Below are 3,441 nucleotides of genomic sequence, written 5' to 3'. Positions count from 1 at the left end.
TCGATGAAGTAAAAGGAATGATGAAATTGGCAGGAGGATACATGAAAGGGGTCAAGAGTCTAGATGTAGAAGTAAAAGAGGTAAAAAGAAGGGGTTTCAAAGCGAAAAGGGTCGAAGTAAGAGCTATGGAGAATTATGAACATAGAAAAGGCATAGAAGTAAAGGAAGCTTTGATAAAGTGTGCAGAGAGTCATCTTAATGTTCGAGCAAAAAAATTTGCAGTTTCTGTAATGGATACTTTGATTGAGGCTGAATCTAAGGTGCATGGGGAGTACAATGAAGATGTTCATCTACATGAATTAGGGTCTGTTGATACAGTGGTAGATATCATCGGTACAGCGTTCTGTTTAGAAAGGCTGAATTTATTGGATAATGTAAAGATTTATTCAACGCCAGTCGCTCTTGGAGGAGGAACTTTTAGATCATCAGAGGGGATCATTGCGAGTCCTTCTCCTGCAGTTCTAGAGATTTTGAAGTCAAAGAGATTCCTAATTGTAGGCGGACCTATAGCATCTGAGTTATGCACACCTACAGGTGCATCGATACTCGTTAACATAGCGGAACCAGCAAATTACTACCCTTTATTCAAACCATCTCTTACAGGTTATGGCGCAGGAAGTGAAGACTTTGCTGAGATCCCCAATATATTACGTATTAGTTTGGGTGAGATGATTCCGAGAAATCTTTTCGATGAAGTCTTTACAATAGAGACGAACCTTGATGATATATCTGGAGAAGTCATAGGTCATGCTATGGATAAGTTGATGGAAAAGGGAGCAAAGAGTGTATCATTGATTCCGATCTACACCAAAGGAAATAGACCGGGGCAGATAATTCAAGTTATAACAGATAGCGAGCATGTAGAAAATCTTTCTAGAGTTTTGATGGAGGAGACAGGAACTTTGGGGGTACGTATAATCCCTTACATGAGGCATATCTTATCAAGAGATTTTTCAGAAGTGAAATTCAAGATAAATGATATAGAAAGATCGATAAGGGTAAAGATAGCGAGAGATGAAAAAGGCAAGATAATCAGGATAAAGGCGGAGTATGAGGATGCTAGAAGGATAGCAAATGAAGTTGGTTTACCATTGTGGAAGGTCTTGATACTAGCGGAGGAAAAGGCACGTTCTATTTTAAAAGGAGAAATGACTTAGTATAAGACATTAAAGTCGATATTTAGTGATGGATAGATTTTGTGATGTATAGTCTAGAGATTAAGTGTATATTTCTACCTTATTACTATTGAATTCAATTGGAATAAATTCTAATATTATAAAAAATATGAAAATAATTAAGGAGTTAAAATATGGGATCATGTTCAACTACTAAGAAAAAGCTCGATGAACTTCAAAATTTCTTTAAGGATAAAGAAAAGGTGTTGGTTGCTTTTTCAGGGGGTGTAGACAGCTCCGTAGTAACAGCCATAGCAAATATGCATAGTGATACGATTGCCGTGACGGTAAATTCAATCATATTTCCTCCTTGGGAGTTGGATAACTCAAAAAAGATTGCAGAAGAGATTGGTGTAAAACATATAATAATACAAACTAACGAGTTGGGAAGATCAATAGCTGAGAACAATACTAAAAGATGCTACTACTGTAAGAAAGAGTTGATATCCCTTTTCAAGAAAATAGCTGAAAAAGAAGCGAGAATTATTGTTGATGGGACGAATGTAGATGATCTGAAAAGTTATAGACCAGGGTCCTTAGCCTTGAAAGAGGGAGATGTTTACAGCCCTCTTGCCATTGTAGGTTTGAAAAAGGGAGAAGTAAGGGAAATAGCGATACATCTTGGTCTTTCTAATGCTGATAAACCTTCAGTGGCTTGTCTAGCCTCAAGGTTCCCATACGGTCAGAAGTTGACCCATGAGAGTATCGAGAGAGTTGCAAAAGCTGAGAAGTATATTATGGATTTGTTAAAGGTGAGGCAGATTCGTGTTAGAAACCATGGCAATATAGCTCGTATAGAATTAGAGAGTAAAGAGAGGAAGTTTCTTTATAATGAAGATTTGATGGATAAAATAGTGAACGAGTTAAAATATCTTGGTTTTGATTATGTTACCATGGACCTTCAAGGCTACCGCTCAGGTAGTATGGATGAAGTGTTGTAGTTTAAATTTTGTCGACTTAAACACCATATGGTGTAAAAGGTTAATTTTGCTTAAACAGATAACCCTACCATATTGGCTACTGAAATATTCCTAAAAATAACTCTTTTACAATTCGGCCATATCCAGTGATAAATGTAAGTGTAAATATCACCTAATTTAGTTTAATTTTATTTAGTTTTTTATTCTACTTGATTTTAAGTGTCTTATTGGTTAGTTTTATCGTTTCTTCTTTAGAGCACCCACCAATCAATGCTCTTATGGCGTCAATATTCTCAGGGATAACTATGGCTTCTTGATGAACGCCCATATATAGGTAGATTTCATCATCTATAACTTTTATCGAGTCTTCCCATATAGGTACTTCGTACATATCATTACGAGGTCTACCGATCTCTCTTGCCAGATCGATCACTTTAGCTGTCGAGTTTATCCCTTCACTACCATTGACAAGAAGAATTCTCGTCGTATTTCTTAACGAATCCTGCACCTTATACTCATCTACCTTCTCTTTTACTGTAACTATCAATGAATGAAGGTGCATGTTGGTTGTTGGTATCTTTAGAGCCATCGTAACGATATCGACATGAGGAAGAACAGTTTGCACATCGGGTCCATGATGAGATGGCAGGCTTACAGGGTCAAGAACAACGGCATCGATAGGACCCCTCTTTGTATCGTCGGGATCAGCTCCTCTTCTGGCTATTACAGCCCTAGCCCTTTTTATCTTAAAATCTTCATCTAAAGCATTGAGTACACGACATAAAGCTGTTGTATTGCATGAAACTACACGTATTGCCTTCCTATCCATTGCATCATCGAAATTACATTGTGTTACGAAGGAGAAACCTGTAACCTCGTGTTTCTCTCCTCCTTCGTAAATGGCTTTTTTATCAAATTTCTCATAAATTTGTTTATTCTGGGCACCGATTCCTCCAGGACTGGCATCTATAACTACATCCACATCATTCAGCAAGTCTTCCAGATTGCCTTTTGGATTCAATCCAGCTTCAGAAAAACTTTCGAAAGATTTCTCATCAATAGCATACAGATCATACTTCTTTTCCTTTGCCAGACGGGCCTTATAGTCTGCTCTAACTTTTGAAACACCAACCATAGACATATCTTTTTGAAGGGATACAGCATCTGCAACTCTTCTCCCAATTACGCCGTAGCCGTTTACACCAACCTTGATCATTTCTTTACATCAACCCTCTCAGCAGCTCTTTCAAGAGCATCTATTAGGGGTAAGCTCCTTCCAGCTAAATACAGGACGAGTGCTCCACCTGCTGTACTCGTGTAATCAATCCATTCTTTTATACCAAACT

3 protein-coding genes are annotated in these 3,441 nt (G+C 37.8%); 2 read left to right on the top strand and 1 reads right to left on the bottom strand.

Annotation, left to right across the window (positions count from 1 at the left end; genetic code table 11):
* Together larC and larE are read left to right on the top strand one after the other, a co-directional pair.
* Nucleotides 1-1,157: nickel pincer cofactor biosynthesis protein LarC (gene larC, locus L6N96_04470; GenBank protein MCP8323413.1), on the top strand; the 1,157-nt coding region annotated here is incomplete at its 5' end.
* Nucleotides 1,158-1,309: 152 nt separating this feature from the next.
* Nucleotides 1,310-2,116, top strand: a complete 807-nt coding sequence (gene larE, locus L6N96_04465; protein ID MCP8323412.1) for an ATP-dependent sacrificial sulfur transferase LarE — start codon at nucleotides 1,310-1,312, stop codon at nucleotides 2,114-2,116.
* Between the two features lie 184 nt (nucleotides 2,117-2,300).
* On the opposite strand, the gene L6N96_04460 is transcribed toward larE, so the two are convergent.
* The gene (locus L6N96_04460) at nucleotides 2,301-3,311 is read right to left on the bottom strand and encodes a type II glyceraldehyde-3-phosphate dehydrogenase (protein ID MCP8323411.1); all 1,011 of its coding nucleotides are present in this window, start codon (nucleotides 3,309-3,311) and stop codon (nucleotides 2,301-2,303) included.
* Nucleotides 3,312-3,441: the final 130 nt, after the last annotated feature.

The organism is Candidatus Methylarchaceae archaeon HK02M2 (assembly GCA_024256165.1).
Classification (GTDB): Archaea; Thermoproteota; Nitrososphaeria; order Nitrososphaerales; family JACAEJ01; genus HK02M2.
The sequence above is the reverse complement of the archived record's forward strand: the minus strand, read 5'-3'. Positions and strand labels throughout refer to the sequence as shown.